This is a genomic window from Allosphingosinicella sp. (genome assembly GCF_036403745.1).
In the GTDB taxonomy this organism is placed as follows: Bacteria; Pseudomonadota; Alphaproteobacteria; order Sphingomonadales; family Sphingomonadaceae; genus Allosphingosinicella.
The window spans coordinates 1-19322 of record NZ_DASWQI010000044.1 but is presented as its reverse complement, the minus strand read 5'-3'; the positions used below and the strand labels follow the sequence as shown (position 1 = coordinate 19322).

Below are 19322 nucleotides of genomic sequence, written 5' to 3'. Positions count from 1 at the left end.
AGCTAATCCGCCGAGAGGTGCCGGGCCGCTTTCTTCGGGTCCTGCGCCGCGCGCGCCTGCACCTTCGCGCGCGGATCGGCAATGAGGCCGCAGCACATCGCGAACACTGCGCTCATCGCGGCGGTGCGCAGCGGATAATCGACGATGCTGTGGGCGAGGATCGCGCCGATCGCGATGGTCGCCGCGCGGGCAAAGGGATCGGCGTCGTCGCGGCTCCACAGGACGAAGGTGCGCCTCATCCACCACAGGACGAAGGCGAGGACGAGCAGGAGCCCCGGCACACCCATCTCCAGCGCAAGCTCCAGATAGTCGCCGTGCGTGTGGTTCATGAAATAGCGGCCGACCCGCGCCGGGTCTTCATGGGCGCGGTAGATTTGCTGGAACGTGCCGATGCCGCTTCCGAACGGCAGGAACTCGCCGGCGGCGCGCGCCGTGGTCGAGAAGCTGTGCAGACGCGAATCCTCGGCGGTCTTCGATTGCTCGCCGGTCAGATTGTTGTTGAACGGCGCGGAGAAGGCGGCGGCGACCGAGCCTGCCAGCAGCAATGCGAGAACGATGGCGGTCCATCCCGGCACCCGCCGCTTGCGCGAGAAGACCAGCAGGGCGCTCGCGCCGGCGACCGGCAGGGCAAGGCCCATGCCCGCGATAGAGGTCGCGCCGGCGAGGCCTACGACGATGACGGCGCCGGTGCCGGCCAGCACCACCAGCAGCCCCGACGATTTCTGCAGCGAACGGCCCTTGTTGAGCGCGTTGAGGTATAGGGCGGCGAGGAACGGCACGGTGGCGAGCAGCAGCGTAGCGAGGTGGTTGGCGTTGGAGAAGAACCCCGTCATCGCCCCATAATTGGTGATGTCGTAAAGATAGGCGGATGATCCCTGGCCGCCGGCAAGCTGCAGCGCCCCCATCGCCACCGACACGATCGAGACTATGGCGAGGCACCAGGCGAGCCAGCTCGACCGGTAGGCGCCGAGGACAACGATCCCCGTGAGCATGGCCGCGGCGGGCAGCAGCCACAGCGCCGAGGAGATCGTTTTGAACGGCTCGAGCGACAGCGGCAGCCACGGCAGCGGCCGGCCAAGCAGGCGGTAGCCTTCGGCGATAGGTGCGCGCCCCGGCAGGTGGCTCCACAGCCCCGGCGGTAGCGGCACCAATTGCAGCAGGATCAGCGCGAGCAGCAGCACAGCGAGTCCGAGCGCCTGGCGCGACGCCGAGGAGAGCGGCGTGCCGCGCCGGCTCGCCGCGGCGTAGAAAAGCAGCAGCAGCGCGGCGATCTGAAGGGCGAGATTGCTCCACCAGCCCGCCGCGCTCGCCCCGCCGAGGAGCAGGCACGAGAGCAGGAAAGCGGGCATCAGGCCGACGCGGATGCGGTGGATCATCGCCCGCCCACCGGTACGATCTGGAGGTTGGAGATGGTGGCGGTCTGCTCGGCGGCAACGTCGCCCGGCACGCCTTCGAGGCGCAGCCACTCCGCGCGGCAACCGGCCGGCACCGTGAACGCGCCTGCAAGCGGCTTCGGCGCGGAGCTGACGTCGGTCAATGGCAGCTGCGCGAGCGGCGCCTTGGCCTCGAGGCAGGTGACCGACCAGATGAGCCGGGTGCCGTCGCCCTTGGCGGCGCCCTCGGCCCGCATCTGCAGGCGGTAGGCGCCCGGCTTCAGGATCAGGAGCTGACGCGCGAGCACGCGCGATGCGCGTCCGTAATAATCGATCTGGAGGTTGCCACGGCCGCGCTCGGCGACGCCCTCGCCGTCGCTGCTGAGCTGCCAGTTGAACGGGGGGCCGCCCGGCGCGCCGGCAAATCCGGCGTCGTAGAGCCCCTTGCTCGTCGGATCGCCGGAAAGCCGGGTCGCGGCCTGCCACAGCCGATAGGCGCGGTCGACCTGGCCGGCGGCGACGAGCTTGTCGAGGAGGACGCCCTGCCATGCCGGCGGGTGGGCTGGATCGCCGCCGCTGCCGGCTTCGGCGGCGAGCGCGATGACGAGATCGGCATCGCCGTCGCGCGTGGCGAGATTGGCGAGCGTCAGGTCGCGTATCTCGGGGTTGCGGCGCAGCATCTTGGCGAGGCCGGGCCGCGTCTTGGGGTCGCGCGCCAGCCGGCTCAGTTCCGGCACCAGCGCACCGCCCGCCTCCGGGATCAGCCGGGTCAGGGCGGCGAGTTCGGTCCCCGCCTGCTCGGAGCGGTTATGCTGCATGTAGAGATCGAGCAGCAGCAGCCGCGTGAACCGCCCGCGTGGATTGCGGCGCCGCGCCTCGCTGAGCAGCGCCTCGGCGCGGGCATCGTCATGGCCGGCCGCGGCGGAGACCCCCGCGAGGAGGAAAGGCTCGTCGGCCAATGCGGCGCGGTTCAGCGCGGCAAGCGCCTGCTCCTGCGTCTGCGGATCGACCCGGCCGCCGCGCAGCGAGAATTCCGTCATCGCGACGATGAGCGGCCCGCGCGGGTCACCCCGCGCCACCTCTGCCGCGAGGAACGGCCGGGTGCGCCCGAGCGCATTCACCACCGCCGATTCGACGGCCCACCAGCCGGCGAAGAGGATTGCAGCGGCCGCGGCGACGATGCGGGCGATCCGCCCGGCGCCGAAGCCGTGGCGGCGGCGCCTACTCCTCACGCTGCGCGATGAGCTTGATTTCGCGCTCACGGCTGCCGACGCCGCCGTAGCGATAGGGCTCATAGCCATAGCCGTAGCCATAACCATAACCGTGGGCGCGCGCGTGGAACTTGGTCAGCACCGCACCGACGATGTTGCCGCCGGCATTCTTGAGGCGGGTAATGGCATCGAGGGCCGCGCGGCTGCGGGTCTTGCCGCTCTCGACGACCAGCAACGTCGCGCGGCAGACGCCGGCGAGCAGCGGAGCGTCGGCGAGGCCGAGCACCGGCGGGCCGTCGACGATCACCATGTCGTAATGGGTGAGCGCTTCGGCGATGATCGTCTTGAGGCGCGAGGAGGCGAGCAGCTCGGCCGGGTTCGGCGGCAGCGGTCCGCAGGGCAGCAGCGAGAGGTTCTCGAACTGCGTCTTGAGCACGTGCTTGGGCAGAGGGTCAGAATTGGTGAGCAGCTTCGACAGGCCTTCGTCTGGATCGCTGCCGGTGACGAAGGCCGGCTTGCGAAGGTCGCCGTCGATCAGCAGCACGTTGTTTCCCAGCCGCGCGAAATTCTGGGCGAGGGCGAGCGTGGTGCTCGACTTGCCTTCCGCGGCGCGCGTTGAGGTGATGAGCAGGGTCTTGGGCGCCCCCGTCTCGGTGGTGAACTGCAGCGACGTCCGGAGCGAATAATAGGCCTCCGAAATCGGCGACGACTGGTCCTTGAGTTCGTCGGCGAGCGCATCGTTGCCCTTCTTGCGCGGGATGACCCCGAGCGACGGCAGCCCCAGCTTCTCGCGGACGTCCTCGGGAGTCTTGATCGTGTCGTTCAGGAACTCGAGGGCGAGCGCCGCGCCGAGACCCGCGATGAGGCCGAGACCGAGACCGATGAGGAGGTTCAGCATCAGATTGGGCTTGTACGGCCCCCCCGGCGGATCGGCACGATCGACGACCGAAACGGCGCTGGTGCCGATGCCGCTGGCCACGCCGATCTCCTTGTAGCGCTGGAGGAGGGCGTCGTAGAGCGAGCGGTTGGTCTCCACCTCGCGCTGCAGGATGTTGTACTGGATGCCGGCGCCGCGAAGGTCGAGCACCTGCGCCTTGAGCTGGTCGACGCGTGACTGGAGCGCCCGCTCGGACGCGGCGGCCGCCTGATATTCGCCGAGAAGCGTGGAGGCGTGGCTGCTGGTGACGCTGCCCTGCTCGCGCTTCAGCTGCGCGGTCAGCGTGTCGATGCGCGCGCGCAGCCTTACCATGTCAGGATATTCCGGCCGGAAGGTGCTGAGCTTCTCCTGATAGGTGCTCTCGAGCTCGCCGATCTGGGTGCGCAACGGGGCGGTGCTCGCCACCACTTCGCTGGTCTGGACATTGCCCTGCTTGCGATAGGCCTGCTCCGCCTGGATGCGCCGGGTCTGCGCCTGCGCCAAGGCCATGTTGAGCTGCGACAGCTCGGCGCCCTGGAGCGAGCTGGCATCGTTGGTGCCGCCGCCGCCCTTGCTGGCGTCGCTGCTGCCGAGGTTGATCAGGCTTCGCGCCTGCGCATAGGCGACAGCCTCGCGCTCCGATTTCTCAAGGGCCGCGCGGGTGTCGGCGATCTTCCGCTCGAGGAAGTGGCGCGCATAGTCGGTCGCCTGGTAGCGCCGCTCGATGTTCGAATTGATGAAATCGTCGGCGAAGCTGTTGGCGATCTGCGCCGCCAGCGTCGGCGACGGGGAGGAGTAGGAAATGCGGACGATGCGGCTGTTCTCGACCGGCTTGACGATCAGGTTGGACTGCAGGATTCCGGCCGCCCACTTGATCCGCTGATTGCGGTCGCCGCCCTGCGGCATGAACTCCTTGTTGGAGGCGAGGTTCAGGTCCTGCGCCACGCGCTGCGCGAGGTTCTGGCTCTGGAGCAGGCTGTATTGGGTGGCGAGAAAGCTGCGCTCGTCGCCGCCCATCGTCATGCGGCCGCCCTTGGTGGGATCGGTCACCTCGATCGTCGGTGGATTCATCTCGAGCGTCGCCGAGGCGCGGTAGAGCGGCGTCGTCAGGAAGGTCGCGACGATCGCGCCGGCAAGGCCGACGGCGACGGCGCCGAGGATCAGCCAGCGCCACTCCGACACCACGCGCCACAGGGTGGCGATGTTGAGGTCACCGGCGGCCAGGCCGGTGGGGCGCGGCGCCCACTCCTGCGGGAGCGCGAGCGCGCCGCCCGTCTGGGGGGCGAGGGGCCATACCGGCTGGGCGCCCGCGGGCCCGATCTCGTTCTTGCTCATGGGAGCGAAAGCTGCCTTTCACATGGCGCGCGATCGAACGCGCGGCTGGATGTCTTTAGAATGGCCGAAACAGGCTGAGGAGCGGCAGCGACGTCAGCACCGTCTGCCACACGCTCTTCACCTTAGATCCGTCGACGACGACAATATCGCCGGCGAAGATGCGCGGATCCTCGGCCTCGCCGCGGCGAATCGACTGCAGGTCGAAGGCCGCCGCCATGCGCTCGCCCTTGATCGTCCTGAACACCGCGACGCGGTGCGGATTGGCGCTTTCGTCGGTGCCGTGGGCAAGCGCCACGACTTGAACCAGGGTCAGCGGACCCGTGACCGGGAACTGGCCGGCACTGCGCACGGCGCCGTCGACCGTGACGACGCGCGTGCTCGACGATTTGACGACGACGTTGACGTCGGGATGCTGCAGATATTTGGCGCCGAGCAGCTGCGCCAGCTTCTGGTTGAGCTGGTTCGTCGTCATGTCGACGGCCTTGACGTTGCCCAGCAGGGGCAGCGTGATCGTGCCGGTGAGGTCGACCGGGAAATCCCCGGAAAGATCAGGTACCTGGAACACGTTGATGTGGAGGACGTCGAGCGGCGCGACCCGGTAATCTTCCTCGATGACCGTGGGCGCGGGCGAATCGGGATGCCCGAAATCCTTGACCCCGTAGGGGATCTTGCCGCCCCGCGAGCCGGCGCAGCCGGAGAGGATCAAGGCGCCGGCGAGCAACGCGGCGACGCCGATACGGCGCGGCGTCGCGGACGCGGCGGCGGTGAGGGCGGGCCTATGGCCCCCCGGGCGATTTTCCAGATTCATTGACACGGACAGTCCTGATTCTGCCAATTGTAAGCGGAACCCCTTACCGATTGCGCCTCGCCGGTCAAGGCGATATGGGCCGGCGGCGGCTGCTGACGGCACCAAAGTCGTTGAGTTTCAAAGCCTTTTCAGCTTCGGTGAGAATCCTGTGCAGGGCCTGCGCCGGTGGCCAGGTACCAGCGGCGGTCGCCTTCGACGGCGAGCGCGGTCAGCACCCCGGTGCGATAGGCGCCGGTGTCGATGCCGATCCGGTTCGGCCGCTCGTCGACGGCCTCGAAGATCGTGTGTCCATGGACGACGACGCAGCCATGGTCGTGCGCGTCGCTGAGGAACGGGTCGCGGATCCAGCGAAGGTCGGTGCGGTCCTGCTCCTCAATGGCGATGCCCGGGCGGATGCCGGCATGGACGAACAGATAATCCCCGAACGCGAAGGTGTCGCCGAAGCTTTCGAGGAAGTCGCGATGCTTGCGCGGCACCTTGGCGCGCAGCATGGCCACCGCCTCGTCCTCGTCGATGCGGCGCAGGAGATCGGGATCGACGCCGTAGCTCGCCGCGCATTCGGCGCCGCCGAATTTCAGCCAGTTGGCGAGGAAGCGGGCGTCGCCGCCGAGGATGGTGAGGAACACCTCCTCGTGATTGCCGGCGAGGAAGACGGGGCGGATATGCTCGGGCCGCCACTTGCGCAGCCGCTCGATCACCCCGGCGGACTCAGGGCCGCGGTCGATGAGGTCGCCGAGGAACACCGCCCAGGTCTTGCGGGCGGGACGCGACGCGGCGTCGGCCTCGATCCGCGCGAGCAGCGCGTCGAGCAGGTCGAGCCGGCCATGGATGTCGCCGACCGCATAGGCGCGCGCGCCCGATTTGCCGCGCGGCGCCTTGCCCCCACCGCCGCCGACGATCCGCTTGAAGAAACTCATGAGGTGAACGCCTACTCCGCGGCCGCGGCACGCGCGGCCTTATCCAACTGAACGAAAGATGCCCCCGGACGCCATAACTCAGGTGAGCGGGAAAAGCTTCCCCGGGTTCATGATCCCCTTGGGGTCCAGCGCCTGCTTGATGGCGCGAAGCGCCGCGAGCCGCGCCGGCGGGTCGGTCCGCGCCAGCGTCGCCGCCTTCATCTGGCCGATGCCGTGCTCGGCCGAGATCGAGCCGCCGGCGGCGACGACAAGGTCGTAGACGAAGCCGCTCGCCTCCTCGCCGCGCGCCTCGAACCAGCCGGCGATAGGCGGCGGCTGGACGTTGAAGTGGACATTGCCGTCGCCGAGATGGCCGAAGGCGATGACCCGCGCGCCCGGATAACACGCTTCGACCGCGCGCGCCGCCTCGACGACGAATTCGGGCATGGCGGAGACGGGGACCGAAATGTCGTGCTTGAGCCCCGGTCCCTCGCCCCGCTCCGCCTCGGAGATGGAGTCGCGCAGCTTCCACAGCGCCTCGGCCTGTGCCTCGCTTGCGGCGAGAAAGGCGTCGGTCGCAGCACCCTCCTCCAGGGCGGAAGCCAGCGCGGCTTCGAGCCCCTTGGGCGCTTCGGCGGCATGGGCGGGCGCGACGGTCTCGACGAGGACGTTCCACGGCTGCGGCGTATCGAGAGGCGCACGGGTGGCGGGGATGTGCTGAAGGACGAGGGCGAGGGCGGTGGCCGGGACCAGTTCGAAACTCTCCACCGCGTCGCCGAGCCGCTCCTCGAGCCGGCGCAGCAGCTTCAGCGCCGCGCGCGGGCTCTCGACCCCCACCCAGGCGACCGCGCGGGAGCCGATGGCGGGGACGAGCCGCAGCGTCGCGGCGGTGACGACACCCAGCGTGCCCTCCGCGCCGATCAGCAACTGCTTGAGATCATAGCCGCGATTGTCCTTGCGGAGCGGCGACAGGCCCTCGAACAGCGACCCGTCGGGCAGCACCGCCTCGACGCCGAGGACCAGCGAGCGCATCGGCCCGAAGCGCAGCACCTGGGTGCCGCCGGCATTGGTCGAGACGAGGCCGCCGATGGTCGCGGAGCCCCTCGCGCCGAGGGTCAGGGGGAAGCGCCGTCCGATCTCCGCCGCCGCCTCATGCACGTTCGCGAGGATGGTCCCCGCCTCGGCGGTCAACGCATTGTCCTCGGGCGAAAGGCTGCGAATCCTGTTCATCCGCCGTAGCGACAGGATAAGCGCGCCGCCCTCGGCCAGCGGCGTCGCCCCGCCGACCATCGAGCTGTTGCCCCCCTGCGGCACCAGCGCCACGCCGGCCTCTGCACAGCGGGCGACGATCGTGGCCACCTCATCGGTCGAGCCGGGGGAGAGAAGCGCGGCGGCAGCGCCGTGATAGCGCCCGCGCCAGTCCGTCAGCCACGGCGCCATGTCGTCGGCCGCGCGGGTGAAGCCGCGGGGGCCGAGCAGGGCTTCGAGGTCGCGCAGCAGGTTATCGGTGGGGCTGGCGGGCATCACGCCCCTGTGCAAAAGGCCGGGGCGCCTTGCAAACGCAATTTGGCCGTGACCACGCTGCAACAGCCCTGAGGCTGATCTACATCAAGCCCTTTCGCTCCCGGAACAAAGTCCAAGCATCTGGTGTTTATGACGTTTCCCATCATGCCGAGCCACGGGGAGCGTCGGCGCACGTTGAACAAGGCCGGTTTTTTCCTGTCCGCCGCCACTGGCGCCATGCTGATGGCGTCGGGCGCCGCGGCACAGACATCCTCCACCCCCGCCCCGGCACCGAGTCCCGCGCCGCCGGCGGCGACCGTGCCCCCTGCCGGCGCCGATACGCCCATCGTTCCCGACAGCCAGTTCCAGAAGGAACTGCCGGCGCTCGATCCCGACCTGTCGAAGCCGCTGGAACCGCTCTCCACCTTCCAGGGCCCGGCGCCCGCAACCGCGAAGCCGGGGCAACCCGCCGCCGCCGCCGCGCAGCCAGCGCCGGCGATCACCCCCGCCGGCACCTTCCCGCCGGTCACCGAGCCCGCCGACCCAGCGCTCACCGATCCGCTGACGCCGATCGATCAGTTCCAGCTCGCGACCCCCGCCCCGGACGCCAAGGCGGCCACCGACGCGCCGCCGCCGGTCATCCGCTACACCGTCACGATCGGAGGGCTGAAGCAGATCGGGCTCGAGGGCCGCTTCCGCAGCCTCTCAGCGCTGGAGGACGGCGACGGCAAGGCCACAAACGGCGCGATGGTCTCAGCGCGGACCAAGGAGGACGAGCTTCTCGCCGTCCGCCTGCTCCGGTCGGAAGGCTATTATGACGGCACCGCCAGCACCACCATCACCCAGGTGCCCGATGCTCCGGGCCGCCTCGCCGTCACCGTCACCACCGTGCCGGGCCCGCGCTATGATTTCGGCCAGATCCGCATCCAGGGCGCGGAGACGAATCCCGCCGGCATCGCCCGCGACGCGCTGAAGCTGAAGACCGGCACGCCGATCGTCGCCGCCGACGTCGAGGCGGCGGAGGCCAACGTCCGCCTCCGCCTTCCCCAGCAGGGCTATCCGTTCGTCGACGTCGGCCAGCGCGACGTGCTGCTCGATCCGGCGACCCATGTCGGCGATTATACCCTGCCGGTCGATCCGGGCCCGCGCTCGACCTTCGCCGGCTTCACCACCGAAGGAAAGCTCGCCTTCGACGCGCACCATGTCGGGGTGCTCGCCCGCTTCAAACGCGGCGAGCTCTACGACAGCCGCAAGGTCGACGATTTGCGCGAAGCGATGGTCGCGACCGGCCTGTTCCGCACCGTCGCCGCCCGCCCCGAACGCACCGGCCAGACGGCGCCCGACGGGACCGAATATGTCAATATCCGCGTCCATCAGGAGGCGGGTCCGGCCCGTACCCTGTCGGGCACCGCGGGCTACAATACCGGCCAGGGCTTCCGCGCCGAGGCGACGTGGGAGCATCGCAACCTGTTCCCGCCGGAGGGCGCGCTACGCATCACCGGCATCGCCGGCACGCAGGAGCAGTCGCTCGTCGTCCAGTTCCAGCGCAGCAATGCCGGGCAGCGCGACCGCACTTTGCTCCTCCAGGCGGAGGCGGGGCGGCAGGACCTGCCCGCCTACCGTGCCTATATCGCGCGCCTCTACGGCCTGGTCTCGCGCACCTCGACGCCGATCTGGCAGAAGGTGTGGACCTATTCCTACGGCGCCGAACTCGTCGCTTCGAACGAGGACGAGAAGAACTTCCCCAAAATCTCGATCACCAACGCGCATTTCATCGCCGGCCTGATCGGCCAGGTCGGCTACGATCGCTCCAACAGCCTGCTCGATCCCACCAAGGGCTTCCGCATCGGGCTGCGCACCAACCCGGAAATATCCCTGCGGGAACCGACTAAGCCCTACGTCCGCAACATCGTCGACGGCAGCGTCTACTATCCCGCGACCGACAGCCTGACGGTCGCGGGCCGGGTGCGGGTCGGCTCGATCCTGGGCGCAAAGCTCTCGGACCTGCCGCCGTCGCGGCGCATCTATGGCGGCGGCGGCGGATCGGTACGCGGCTTCGGCTACCAGGAACTGGGCCCCAAGGACGCTAGCGGCACGCCGACCGGGGGCCGCAGCCAGATCGAATTCTCATTGGAGGCGCGCTACCGGTTCGGCAATTACGGCATCGTGCCGTTCATCGACGCCGGCCAGGTCTACGACAGCCCGTATCCCAAGCTTTCGGGCCTGCGCTACGGCGCCGGCATCGGCGGCCGCTTCTACACCAATTTCGGCCCCCTTCGCGCCGACATCGCCACCCCGATCGGCCGCAAAAAGGGCGAATCCCGGATCGCCGTCTACGTCTCGATCGGGCAGGCCTTCTAGATGGCCGCCGAGCCGCCTCCGCCCTCCGCCGCCGCGCCCGTGCCCCAGGAGCCTGTGCGGGTCGTCCACGTCCACCACCGCGCCCGCACCACCGCCAAATGGGCGGGGATCACGGTCGGGACCCTGCTGCTCCTCGTCCTCCTGTTCGTGGTGTGGCTGAACAGCGACTTCGGGCGGCGCTTCGTCGTCAAGCAGATCAACGGGCTGGAAATGGCGTCCGGCCTCAAGATCAACGTCGGGCGGATCGAGGGGTCCCTCTGGGGCACCCTCACCGTCCATGACCTGACGCTGGCGGACCAGAAAGGCCGCTTCTTCGCTGCGAGCGAGGCGAAGATGGACTGGCGGCCGCTCGCCTATTTCAGCAACCATGTCGACATCCGCAGCCTCAGCGTGCCGCAGGCGCGGCTGTGGCGGCTGCCGCAGTTCAAGCCGACCAACACCAACCCCAACGCGCCGCTGCTTCCGGACATCAACATCGACGTCGGCCATTTCGACGTCGGCCGCATCTATGTCGATCCGGCGGTGACCGGCTACCGGCACCTCGTCAGCCTCGACGGCACCGCCAAGATCGCCAGCGGCCGCGCGCAGGTCGGGCTCCGCGCCAATGCCCTTGCCGGGCCTGGGCTGCCGGGCGGCGACCGCATCGTGCTCCGGCTCGACGCCGTCCCCGACCGCAACCGGCTCGACATGGGGCTGGCGGTGGACGCGCCCGGCAACGGCTTCGTCGCCGGCTTGACTCACCTCACCCAGCCGCTCTCCGCGCGGATCAACGGCAAGGGCAGCTGGGCGGACTGGAACGGCAACGCGCAGGCTTTGCTCGGCGGCAAGGGTTTCGCCAATCTTGCGCTCGGCGCGAAGAACGGCACCTTCACCGTCACCGGCCCCGCCAATCCCGGCCTGATGGTCGCCGACGGAGTCGCGAAGCGCCTGCTCGCCCCGCACGTCCAGGTGGCGCTGGTCACCACCTTGAACCAGCGCCGTGCCGATACCCGCCTGCGCCTCAGCTCCAAGGCGATCTCGGTGGGCGCTGACGGGCTCATCGACCTCGGCAAGAGCGAGGTCCACGACCTGAAGCTCGCCGTCCGGCTGCCGGAGCCCAACGTCGTCGCGCCGAACCTCTCCGCCCGCAACCTCCAGCTGGCGGCGGTGGTGAACGGCGCCTTCCGCACCCCCGTCGTCGCCTACGACCTGCGCGCCGATGCCCTGGGCTTCAACAAGACGGTGCTGGAGGGCTTCCGCGCCATCGGCCGCGCCCAGATCGACACCGACCGTATCCGCGTGCCCATTTCCGCGACGGTGCGGCGGATCGCCGGGCTCGACCCGTCGCTCGGCGGGCTGCTCACCAACGTGTCGCTGAACGGCACCTTGAACATCAACGGCCCGCGGCTGGTCTCCGACAACCTGCGCATCCGCTCGGACAAGCTCAACGCCACCACCGTCGTCGTCGCCGATTTCGCGCGGGGCCTGTACCGCGCGGGCATCCAGGGCACGGTCAACGGCTACCATCTGAACGGCGTCGGGCTGCTGGACATCACCACCGACATGAACGTCACCACCAGCGGCGCCGGCTTCGGCATCAAGGGGCGGGTGGCGGTCAAGACGCGGCGGATCGACAATGCTTCGGCGCGCGGCTTCCTCGGCGGCAATGCCACCGCAGCGGCGAACGTCGAGATGACCGGCAACGGCACCGTCCGCCTCGCCAATATCCGCCTCAGCTCGCCCGGCGTCCGCATCACGTCCGGCGACGGCACGTACTCACCCAGCGGCGCGATCAACTTCCGCTTGGCGGGCGTGAGCAAGGCCTACGGCCCGTTCGCGGTGGTGCTCACCGGCACCGCCACGGCGCCCAAAGTCCAGCTTCGCGCCGCCTCCCCCGGCTTCGGCGTCGGTCTGCGAAACGTGCGAGCCACGGTGCGGGCGACCGGCAACGGCTACGCGATCACCGCCACAGGCGAATCCGATTACGGGCCCTTCGCCGCCGATCTGACCGTCCGAACGGGCCGCGGACCGCTGACGCTCGACATCCGCCGCCTGACATTCGCCGGCATGACCTTCTCCGGCCGGGTCGTGCAGACCGCGGCGGGGCCGTTCGCCGGCACCCTCGCCATGACCGGTCGCGGCCTGCAGGGCACGATCCAGCTCGCCGCCGCCGGCAAATATCAGCAGGTCGGCGTCGACGCACGGGCTAACGACGCCACCATCCCGGGGCCGGTGCCGATCCAGATCCAGCAGGGCTTCATCCGCGCCACCGCCATTCTCGTTCCCGGCCTGCCGCAGGTTACCGGCGACGCGCAGCTGGCCGGCGTCCACAGCGGCAATTTCGCGCTGACCCGCGCCCGCGTCCACGCCGATTATCGCGGCGGTCGCGGCACCGCCCAAGCCTATGCCGAAGGATCGAGCGGCGTCCCGTTCCGCGTTGGCCTCAACGCGGCGATGGAGCCGGACCATATCCGCGCCGCCGCGCAGGGCGTCGCCAACGGCATCCCGTTCCGCTTCGCCCAGCCCGCCGACATCCGCCGCGCCGCCGGCACCTGGCAGCTCGCGCCGACCCAGATCGTCCTGCCCCAGGGCAGCATCTATCTCGCCGGGCGCTGGGGCGACCGCATGGAAGTGCAGGCGCGGATGCAGAATCTCGATCTCGCCGTCGCCAACACCTTCTCGCCCGGTCTGGGGCTGGGGGGGCGGCTGAGCGGCAGCCTCGATTTCGTCCAGGGCCCGTCCGGCTTCCCGCAGGCCGACGCGCGGCTCACCGTCGCCGGCTTCACCCGCACCGGCATCGCCATGCGCTCCGATCCGGTCGACATCGCCCTGCTCGGCACGCTGCGGCCCGAGGGCGGCAATGTGAACGCCGTCATCCGCCGCGGCGGCGCCTTGATCGGCCGAGCGCAGGTGCGGCTGCAGCCGGTCGGCACCGCTGGGTCCTGGTCGAGCCGGCTGATGGCGGCGCCGCTCGTCGGCGGCATCCGCTATAACGGGCCGGCCGAGGTTCTGTGGTCCCTCGCCGGCATCGCCAACGAGCAGCTTTCCGGGCCGATCGGCGTGGCGGCGGATTTCTCCGGGCGGGTCGACAACCCGCAGCTGACCGGCCTGGTGCGCGCGAACAACCTCGCCTTCACCGACGAACGCTACGGCACCCACATCACCGGCATCGCGCTCGAGGGCCGCTTCACCAGCTCGACGCTGCAGATCACCCAATTCTCCGGCCATGCCGGGCGGGGCACGATCAGCGGCACCGGCACCGTCGGATTCGCCGCGGCGGCCGGATATCCGATCGACATCCGGCTCAGCATGCAGAACGCCCAGCTGGCGCGCAGCGACAATATCGCCGCCACCGTCACCGGCAATCTCACCGTGACCAACAGCAAGGCGAACGGCGCCCTGATCGCGGGCGATCTTACCTTGCCGAACGTGCGCTACGAGATCATCCGCCAGGGCGCTGCGGAGGTGGTCGAGCTGACCGGGGTGCGCCGCAAGGGCGAGCCGCTCCCCGATCCGGCGGCGATCAAGCAGGCGCAGGAAACGGGCGTTCCGAGCATCTGGAAGCTCGATCTCGGCCTCCACGCGCAGAACCAGCTCTACATTTCCGGAATGGGGCTCGAGTCCGAATGGTCGGCGAACCTCAGGGTCCGCGGCACCTCGGCGACGCCCGCCCTCGTCGGCCAGGCCGAGCTCATCCGCGGCACCTATTCCTTCTCGGGCCAGCGCTTCGACGTCACCCGCGGCGCCATCGCCTTCACCGGCGCGCGGCCACCCAACCCGCGCATCGACATCGTCGCCTCCGCCGACATCAAGGACGTCACCGTCAACATCAACGTCAGCGGCACCGCGCTGAACCCGCAGATCGCCTTCACCTCGAACCCCGGCCTGCCGCAGGACGAGATCATGGCGCGCATCCTGTTCGGCGGGTCGGTCAACGAGATTTCGGCGCTGCAGGCGATCCAGCTCGCCTCGTCGCTCAATTCGCTCCGCGGCGGCGGCGGGCTGAACCCGCTGGGCAAGCTGCGCTCGGCGACGGGGCTCGGGCGGCTGCGCATCCTCGGCGCCGACCAGACCACCGGCCGCGGTACCGCGCTCGCCGCCGGCTTCTACGTCAGCCGCAATATCTATCTCGAGATCGTCACCGACGCCCGCGGCTATACGGCGACGCAGATCGAGATCGCGCTGTCGAAAGCGCTTTCCATCCTCAGCTCGGTGAGCGCACAGGGCAATAACGGCAACAATCTGAACGCCCGCTACCGGAAGCAATATTGACCCAGAACGCCGCCGCGGCGGCTCCGCACGACTGGCACCAGGTCAAGGCGTGGCTCGAGCATGCCATCGGCCTCAACATGGACGCGCTCCACGTCTATTTCGGGCTCGGCATCCTCGTGATTGCCGCCCTGGTCCTCAGGCGGCCGCTGAGGAGCCCGCTGCCGTGGCTGGTGCTGCTCCTGCTTGAGCTCGCCAACGAATATTACGACTGGACCTACGAGATCTGGCCGGGCCCGGAGCGGCAGATCCAGGCAGCCGAGGGCATTCGCGACATCTGGAACACGATGGCCGTGCCGACCTTCCTGCTCGTCGCGAGCCGCTGGTTTCCGGGGCTGTTCACCGGCTGGGCGAAGCGGGGCTCAGCCGCCGACGCGGGTGAGCCGGGCGGCGACGCGCGGTAGGCTCGGGAAGGTCCCGACCAGGCGCATGAGGAGGTCGCGCGGCACCGGCCGCTCCGCCGCCCAGCGCAACCCCTCCGCCGCCAGCAGAGGAAAGGCGACGCGGCGGCCGAGCCGGTCCTGATAGGCGTCCGAAGTGCGCCCGGCGAGGAGGGCGGCGGCGGCCTCGGCGGCGCTCTCCAGCGCGATGGCGATCCCGTCCCCGGCGAGCGAAGCGATCACCCCGCCCTGGTCGCCCAGCCGGTAGAGCCCGGGCTCGGTCCCCCGCGCGTACCAGCCATAGGGCACCCCCGAGACCGCGCTCCACGCCACCGGCTCGCTTTCTGCCAGCCGGGCGCGCAGGCCGGGAAGCTCCGCCCCGAGGTCGCGGACGAGATTGGGGATGCCGCCGGCGCGCTTCAGCCGCCAGCGCGCGACCGAGAGGCACAGGTTTGCGCAGCCGTCTTCCTGGAGCAGGAGCCCTGCATAGCCGCCGTCGAACAGGTGCAGCTCGATGACGCCGTCCAGGATGGCGTCGAGAGTCTTGGACGGCGAGAGGGCGGTGCGCAGGCCCACCGGATCGCGGGAGGTGTCGCGTGGCCGGGGGGCGCCGCGCAGCTCGTGCTTTCCGGTGGCGAGCAGCAGGGCGTCGGCGCCGATCTCCTCGCCGTCGTCGGTGCGAACGGTGCGGCGTCCGGGATCGGCGGCGCGGACGGAGCGGCCGCGGTCGACGTACGCCCCGGCCGCGCGCGCCGCGTCGAGCAGGGTTTCGTCGAGGCAGCGGCGCGACAGGCCGGCGGCGGTGCGGGGGAGGCGGGTCTCGACCTCATGGCCGCTGCCGTAGAGGCGCAGGCGGTGGATCGGATGGGCGCCGAGCGCGAACGGGTCGATGCCGAGCCGCCGCAGCGCCGCGACCGAGTCCCACCCGACGAAGGCGCCGCACACCGTGTCGTGCGGACCCGTCGTGCGCTCGAGGAGGCGCGGCTTGTGGCCGGCGCGGGCGAGGGCGATCGCGGCGGCGGCGCCGGCCGGTCCGCCGCCGACGATGAGGGCCGGGGAGCGGGCCGGCAGGGCCATGTTCAGGCCGCGCGTCGGAAGTGAAAGCCCTCGGCCGCCAGCCCGGGGCCGAAGGCGAGGGCGACCCCGCGCCGCCGCTCAGGCCGCTGCAACTGCTCGGCCAGCACGAAGGGCAACGTCGAAGAGGACATGTTGCCGAAGCGGGCGAGCACGTCGCGCGATTCGGCCAGCGCCCCCTGCGGCAGCGTCAAGCCGTGCTCGACCGCGTCGAGGACAGACCGGCCGCCGGCGTGCACCGCCCAGCTGTCGATCTCGCCCCCATCTGCGCCGGCCAGCAGCCGCTCGCGAAAGGCCTCGTCGCGCAGCGCCTCGGCGATGCGGCCCGGCACTTCGCCCGACAAAGTCATCGCGAAGCCGTGGTCGCCGACATGCCAGCGGATCAGGTCCGCCGAATCGGGGAGGGTGGCGGCGAACGGGTCGGCCATGCCGAAGCCCTGCGCTTCGGCCGTCACCAGTGAGGCAGTGGCGCCGTCGCCGAACTGCAGCATGGCGAGCAAGGGCTCGAGCCGGCGCTCGTCCTGGAGATGGAGGGTGGAAAGCTCGACCGTCACCACCAGCACCCGCGCCTCGGGCCTCGAGCGGACGATATGGTAAGCGAGGCGGAGCGACGAAACGGCCGCATAGCAGCCCATGAAGCCGACCAGGGTGCGTTCAACCTCGCCCGGCAGGCCGAGCTCCGCGGCGATGATCTGGTCGATTCCCGGCGCGACGAAGCCGGTGCAGCTGGCGACCACAAGGTGGGAGATGCCGTCGAGGTCGACCGCTTCGCTAAGGTCTGCGACGGCCTTGAGCGCCAGCCGCGGTGCCGCTTCGGCATAGACCTCCATCCGCGCGCCGGTGCCGGGAACGGCGCCGTGATAGAAGCCGCCCGGCTCGACCGGCGATCCGCCGCCCGCGGCCTGCGGCAGGACGGACCAGCGGTGGCGGATGCCCGAGCGCTCGGCCATGCGGGCGAATACGGCCCGCGCGCGCGGCTCCTCGACGCGGGCGCTGGCCCAGTCGATGAAGGCGTCGTGGACGTCATGCTCCGGCACGGCGGTCCCGATGGCATTGATGAACGCGGTCGTCAGGGCGCGGACTCCGCAAGGGTGCGGGATGTTTGGCTCAGCTTAGATGAACGGAGGCTGAGAAAAATTCCCTGCACCAGCTAAGCCCCGAAAGCGACACCCTATTTAGGCGGGGAAGCGGCGAAGGAGGGGCGGCGGCGATGGGGGAGGAAGAATGGTGCCCAGGGACGGAATCGAACCGCCGACACCGTGATTTTCAGTCACGTGCTCTACCAACTGAGCTACCTGGGCATTTCCGTGCTGGCGCGGAAAGCGGGCGCTATAGAGGCGCTCAGCCGTCCCTGTCCAGCCTGTCGAGATCGCTTTCGTCCGCCGGCGGACCGGGGACGCGATAGCCGTCGCCCAGCCATTTCAACAGGTCGCGGTCGCGGCAGCCCTGGCTGCAGAACGGGCCGTGGGCGCCGCTCGCCGGCTTGCCGCAAACGGGGCAGCCGTTCGGCTTCTTTCTAGCTTTGGGAGGCGTGGACATGCCCGGCCGATATGGCGAGGCCGGGCTCGGCCCGCAAGGCGACCGGCGCGCCGATGCGGCGGGCAAGCGCCTGCAGCCATTCGCGATTCGCCTCGATCCGTGAGACGACGGGCGGCGCGGCCGTCAGCAGGCGCTCGCCGGCCCCCGTCGCCCATTCGCCGCGGCGCAGCAGGGCGCGGGCGGCGGCGCCGGCCGGGTCCGCCTGCAGCAATTCGGGGAGCGACGGGCGTTCGCGGCGGCGGACGATCTGCAGGAAGCCGAACCCGTTCATCGCCGTCCGCTCGAATGGCTGCGGCAGCACCGCGTCGACCGCCGCCGTCACCGCCTGGCGCTCGGCCTTGGAGGCGAGGGTCGGCAGGTCGATGCCGATCGAGCCGCCGATCCCGAAGCGGCGGATCGCCCGCGCCGCCGCCGCCGCTCCGGCCACGCCGAGCTCGGCGGGCGGGAGGCTGCCGTCGACATCGAACAGGGTCATGGCGGGCGTCAGGCTCATTCGCAGCGCGCCGCCGGAAAAGGCGATCTCCCCCGTCGCCGCCTCCTCGAGCAGCTCCGACCAGCCGGCCGCCTCCAGCGGGTCCGGTCCATGCGTCACCGTGGGGGCGATCCCGAGCCGCTCTGCGAGCGTATCGGCCTCCCGCACCGGTGCGTCGGTGATCCGGCCGCGCGGGAGCTTGGGGCGTCCCGCCTCGGCTATGCCTTCCCGGACGATCTCCACCCGCACCGCCCGGCCTTCGGTCAGCGCGGGCGGCAGCGGCTCGACGACGATTTCGCCGGCGCCCGCCGTCACCACGCCGCGGCGGCCGGGCACGAGGATGGCTGTCAGCCGCCCCTCGACGACGCTCCCCAGGCGTAGCGCGCCGGGCAGCTCGATGAGCGCTTCGACGATCTCGCCCGCCTCGACGAGGACCGCCCGGTTCTCGCCGATCCCCGCCTCGTAGAGCCACTCAGCCAAGCGAATAGCCCGCGGCGCGCAGCAGCGCGCGAGTCTCGTAGAGCGGCAGCCCCATGACGCCGGAGTGGCTGCCGGAAAGGGATCGGACCAGCGCCTCCGCCCGGCCCTGGATGGCATAGCCGCCGGCCTTCCCCCGCCACTCGCCGCTCGCGATGTAGGCGTCGAGTTCGTCGGCGGAGAGCCGCTTGAAGAGGACGATGCTGGCCGACAGGCGATGCCGCGCCCGGCCCTCGGCATCAACGAGGGCCACCGCCGACAGAACCCGGTGGCGCCGTCCCGAGAGCAGGGTGAGCGCCGCTCGCGCCTCGTCCTCACTCTCGGCTTTGGGAAGGATCCTGCGTCCGGCCGCGACGACGGTGTCCGCCGCAAGGACGAGGCTGCCGCCTTCCGCCACCGCCCGCGCCTTTTCCGCGGCCATGCGCTGGGCGTAGGGCGCCGGCAATTCCCCCTTGCGCGGCGTCTCGTCGATCTCCGCCGGCACCACCGCGTCGGGCACAATCCCGAGGCGCGCCAGCAGCTCGAGCCGGCGCGGCGAGGCGGAAGCGAGGATCAGCCGCACGGGCCCACCCGCTTTTATTTGAACCGGTAGGTGATCCGACCCTTGGTCAGGTCGTAGGGCGTCAGCTCTACCAGCACGTCGTCGCCGACCAGGACTCGGATCCGGTTCTTGCGCATCTTGCCGGCCGTGTGGCCGAGTATCTCATGGTCGTTCTCGAGCTTCACCCG

General features: G+C 70.3%; 15 protein-coding genes and 1 tRNA gene. 3 read left to right on the top strand and 13 right to left on the bottom strand.

Annotated elements, in window-relative coordinates:
• Positions 1 to 2 precede the first annotated feature (2 nt).
• The 6 genes from VGC56_RS08160 to VGC56_RS08135 all read right to left on the bottom strand — a co-directional run bounded on the left by VGC56_RS08160 (position 3) and on the right by VGC56_RS08135 (position 8063).
• Entirely contained in the window at positions 3 to 1376 is a 1374-nt protein-coding gene (locus VGC56_RS08160; protein WP_464124394.1) for an O-antigen ligase family protein, read from the bottom strand.
• Complete coding sequence (locus VGC56_RS08155) at positions 1373 to 2605, bottom strand: tetratricopeptide repeat protein (RefSeq protein ID WP_464124393.1); 1233 nt, start codon at positions 2603 to 2605, stop codon at positions 1373 to 1375. The genes VGC56_RS08160 and VGC56_RS08155 overlap by 4 nt, the downstream gene beginning before the upstream one ends.
• On the bottom strand, positions 2595 to 4835 hold the full coding sequence (locus VGC56_RS08150) for a GumC family protein (protein WP_464124392.1): 2241 nt from the start codon (positions 4833 to 4835) through the stop codon (positions 2595 to 2597). Before VGC56_RS08150 ends, VGC56_RS08155 begins: the two co-directional genes overlap by 11 nt.
• A gap of 55 nt (positions 4836 to 4890) precedes the next feature.
• Positions 4891 to 5643 (bottom strand): polysaccharide biosynthesis/export family protein, encoded by a 753-nt coding sequence (locus VGC56_RS08145; protein ID WP_464124391.1) that lies wholly within the window; start codon positions 5641 to 5643, stop codon positions 4891 to 4893.
• Between the two features lie 128 nt (positions 5644 to 5771).
• Entirely contained in the window at positions 5772 to 6560 is a 789-nt protein-coding gene (locus VGC56_RS08140) for a metallophosphoesterase (protein WP_464124390.1), read from the bottom strand.
• Between the two features lie 78 nt (positions 6561 to 6638).
• Positions 6639 to 8063, bottom strand: a complete 1425-nt coding sequence (locus VGC56_RS08135; RefSeq protein WP_464124389.1) for an FAD-binding oxidoreductase — start codon at positions 8061 to 8063, stop codon at positions 6639 to 6641.
• 129 nt (positions 8064 to 8192) lie between these two features.
• Here VGC56_RS08135 and VGC56_RS08130 point away from each other — a divergent pair, with 129 nt between their 5' ends.
• The 3 genes from VGC56_RS08130 to VGC56_RS08120 are packed head-to-tail and all read left to right on the top strand — an operon-like array spanning position 8193 to position 15055.
• Positions 8193 to 10403, top strand: coding sequence for an autotransporter assembly complex protein TamA (locus VGC56_RS08130; RefSeq protein ID WP_464124388.1), 2211 nt, complete (start codon positions 8193 to 8195; stop codon positions 10401 to 10403).
• Entirely contained in the window at positions 10404 to 14654 is a 4251-nt protein-coding gene (locus tag VGC56_RS08125) for a translocation/assembly module TamB domain-containing protein (protein WP_464124387.1), read from the top strand. It begins immediately after the preceding gene.
• A complete protein-coding gene (locus VGC56_RS08120) occupies positions 14651 to 15055 on the top strand; it encodes a hypothetical protein (protein ID WP_464124386.1) in 405 nt (134 codons plus the stop codon). Before VGC56_RS08125 ends, VGC56_RS08120 begins: the two co-directional genes overlap by 4 nt.
• Here VGC56_RS08120 and VGC56_RS08115 read toward each other — a convergent pair.
• From VGC56_RS08115 to infA, 7 genes are all read right to left on the bottom strand, one after another.
• On the bottom strand, positions 15014 to 16108 hold the full coding sequence (locus VGC56_RS08115; protein WP_464124385.1) for an NAD(P)/FAD-dependent oxidoreductase: 1095 nt from the start codon (positions 16106 to 16108) through the stop codon (positions 15014 to 15016). The genes VGC56_RS08120 and VGC56_RS08115 overlap by 42 nt on opposite strands.
• A gap of 2 nt (positions 16109 to 16110) precedes the next feature.
• Positions 16111 to 17178 (bottom strand): type III polyketide synthase, encoded by a 1068-nt coding sequence (locus VGC56_RS08110; protein ID WP_464124437.1) that lies wholly within the window; start codon positions 17176 to 17178, stop codon positions 16111 to 16113.
• 152 nt (positions 17179 to 17330) lie between these two features.
• Positions 17331 to 17406, bottom strand: a tRNA-Phe gene (locus tag VGC56_RS08105).
• A 40-nt stretch (positions 17407 to 17446) separates the two neighbouring features.
• Positions 17447 to 17644 (bottom strand): DNA gyrase inhibitor YacG, encoded by a 198-nt coding sequence (locus VGC56_RS08100; RefSeq protein WP_464124384.1) that lies wholly within the window; start codon positions 17642 to 17644, stop codon positions 17447 to 17449.
• Complete coding sequence (locus tag VGC56_RS08095) at positions 17622 to 18596, bottom strand: ribonuclease (protein ID WP_464124383.1); 975 nt, start codon at positions 18594 to 18596, stop codon at positions 17622 to 17624. The genes VGC56_RS08100 and VGC56_RS08095 overlap by 23 nt, the downstream gene beginning before the upstream one ends.
• Positions 18589 to 19155: a Maf family protein gene (locus VGC56_RS08090; RefSeq protein ID WP_464124382.1), complete on the bottom strand. Its 567-nt coding sequence runs from the start codon at positions 19153 to 19155 to the stop codon at positions 18589 to 18591. Before VGC56_RS08090 ends, VGC56_RS08095 begins: the two co-directional genes overlap by 8 nt.
• Before the next feature lie 14 nt (positions 19156 to 19169).
• Positions 19170 to 19322: translation initiation factor IF-1 (gene infA, locus VGC56_RS08085; RefSeq protein ID WP_464124436.1), on the bottom strand; the 153-nt coding region annotated here is incomplete at its 5' end.

Excerpts from the sequence above, each read along its gene's own strand:
- VGC56_RS08100 (WP_464124384.1), bottom strand. The coding sequence starts at position 17,644 with ATGTCCACGCCTCCCAAAGCTAGAAAGAAGCCGAACGGCTGCCCCGTT.
- VGC56_RS08125 (WP_464124387.1), top strand. The coding sequence starts at position 10,404 with ATGGCCGCCGAGCCGCCTCCGCCCTCCGCCGCCGCGCCCGTGCCCCAG.
- VGC56_RS08140 (WP_464124390.1), bottom strand. The coding sequence starts at position 6,560 with ATGAGTTTCTTCAAGCGGATCGTCGGCGGCGGTGGGGGCAAGGCGCCG.
- VGC56_RS08150 (WP_464124392.1), bottom strand. The coding sequence starts at position 4,835 with ATGAGCAAGAACGAGATCGGGCCCGCGGGCGCCCAGCCGGTATGGCCC.
- VGC56_RS08145 (WP_464124391.1), bottom strand. The coding sequence starts at position 5,643 with ATGAATCTGGAAAATCGCCCGGGGGGCCATAGGCCCGCCCTCACCGCC.
- VGC56_RS08130 (WP_464124388.1), top strand. The coding sequence starts at position 8,193 with ATGACGTTTCCCATCATGCCGAGCCACGGGGAGCGTCGGCGCACGTTG.
- VGC56_RS08115 (WP_464124385.1), bottom strand. The coding sequence starts at position 16,108 with ATGGCCCTGCCGGCCCGCTCCCCGGCCCTCATCGTCGGCGGCGGACCG.
- VGC56_RS08135 (WP_464124389.1), bottom strand. The coding sequence starts at position 8,063 with ATGCCCGCCAGCCCCACCGATAACCTGCTGCGCGACCTCGAAGCCCTG.
- VGC56_RS08160 (WP_464124394.1), bottom strand. The coding sequence starts at position 1,376 with ATGATCCACCGCATCCGCGTCGGCCTGATGCCCGCTTTCCTGCTCTCG.